A 1588-nucleotide genomic window follows, 5' to 3' on the forward strand; every position below is an offset into this window, starting at 1 on the left:
CCTGGGCGCCAGGCAGGTCGACCTCGAGCGGACTATCCCAGTATCCGTAGACCACTCCGTTCGGCGTCTGAGTCGAATATCCATAAAGCATCTCCTGACCTGCGGGGTCGATCATGCGGGTGACCCGGTTCAGCAGGTCTTCGTGTAGTGTCCGAGAGCATCAGTGCGCGTCTCGGCCCAAACTGCGCCTGACGAGTCGCCCCAGCACACGTCAAACACGGTCGCAGCGAGGCTGCTATCCGGATAGACTGTCTTGATCCTGCGCCCAAACCTCGGCAGCGCGGCTGGCCTGCGCAGTTCGACGAACCTTTCGAGCTGGTCACACTGTTCTGCCGAGAGTGTCTATCTATCCCACTCCGTTCCGGGGAAGTAGACTTGGTATGTACCCCGTATCTCTATGAAGTCTCCCGGGGCTATTCCCTTCAACTCGGTGCGGTTTTCCACATCCATTAGGAGCCCACAATCCACTCTGAACTCCGTAGGCGACATAACGTCTATGATCTGCCCTCGGATGGTTCCTCCCGCAACATCCGGCGGCGTGGGAAATGCCTTATGAGCTGCGTAGATCTTGACAGCTTTTCCGTATACATGCCACAGGTCGACTGGAATGACAGCATCGGGCGTAAGCTTCTGCAGGGCGAATTCCATGGGCGCTTGGTAAGATACCAGAACATCCTGCCCCAGGATCGAGAGAACAGCAAGTCCTTCATAGTCGTTCGGCCTAACCAGTCTGCAGACTGTTGCTTGATATTCCACAGCTGCACCTCCCTATTTCAGACCCAGGAAGCTCTTCATTGTGCCGGGCATCATACTCTGCAGTCTGCCGTTGAACACTATCACGATTATGTCATTGAACCAGTACGCCGTCTTGCCACTCTCCCACGTCCGCACCAGTCCGCCAAGCTCGCGAATATTGTTCACGATGTTTAGAGCCGCGGCGGTGAAGTTGGCAAACCCTGCTTTGGTGGGGATCATCGCTTGAACACCTATTCCCAGCCTTTCTGCAATCTTTGTCATCCTATCTGGCCTGTCACGCCAGTATTCAAAGAAGTGCGTGATGCCCTGATTGACTCCGTCCTTGGACACTCCCCACGCTGTAGCCGCCCATCCGCCCTGGACTAAGGCTGTGAAACCTGCCATGGTCTGGCCTGCTGTAAGCGTTGCGCACGCCCCGCCCAGGCCTGCGCTGGCGGCCAGCGAAGTCACCGCGCCTCCACCAAGCCCCACGGCGCCTCCGACGACTGCGCCCTGCGCCACTCTCGTCCAGTTGATCTTTCCCTCCTGGTTGTACGAGAGTATCGCCTCGTATCCAGCACCGACCGCGGCTCCTATCGCACCGGTTATGACGAGGAGCGGACACTCGCCGTCAGGATCCACATATATGAGCGGATTCTGACGGCAGTACGCGTACCAGTTCAACCCATCCCTAGCCGGGTCGGCTGTTATAAACCTCCCCAGCCCGGAGTCGTAGTGTCTGGCTCCGAAGTAGTAGAGATCCAACGCGGCATCGAGAGGCTTTCCGGTGTACCTCTCCGCCCCAGAGGTTGCAGGGCCTGACTCTTCGACGACCAGCCCGAACGGCTCGTAA

At 57.9% G+C, this 1588-nt stretch carries 2 protein-coding genes; both read right to left on the bottom strand.

Translation table 11 applies throughout. From position 1 onward, the window contains the following. Positions 1 to 342: 342 nt before the first annotated feature. Positions 343 to 756 carry a hypothetical protein gene (locus VB144_10105; GenBank protein ID MEA4883985.1) on the bottom strand — a complete coding sequence of 138 codons (414 nt, stop codon included), beginning with the start codon at positions 754 to 756 and terminating at the stop codon, positions 343 to 345. Positions 757 to 768: 12 nt separating this feature from the next. Further along, a partial coding sequence (locus VB144_10110; protein ID MEA4883986.1) for an RHS repeat-associated core domain-containing protein occupies positions 769 to 1588 on the bottom strand: 820 nt, incomplete at its 5' end.

The sequence above is a fragment of the Clostridia bacterium genome (assembly GCA_034926675.1).
Taxonomy (GTDB): Bacteria; Bacillota; DTU025; order DTU025; family DTU025; genus JAYFQW01.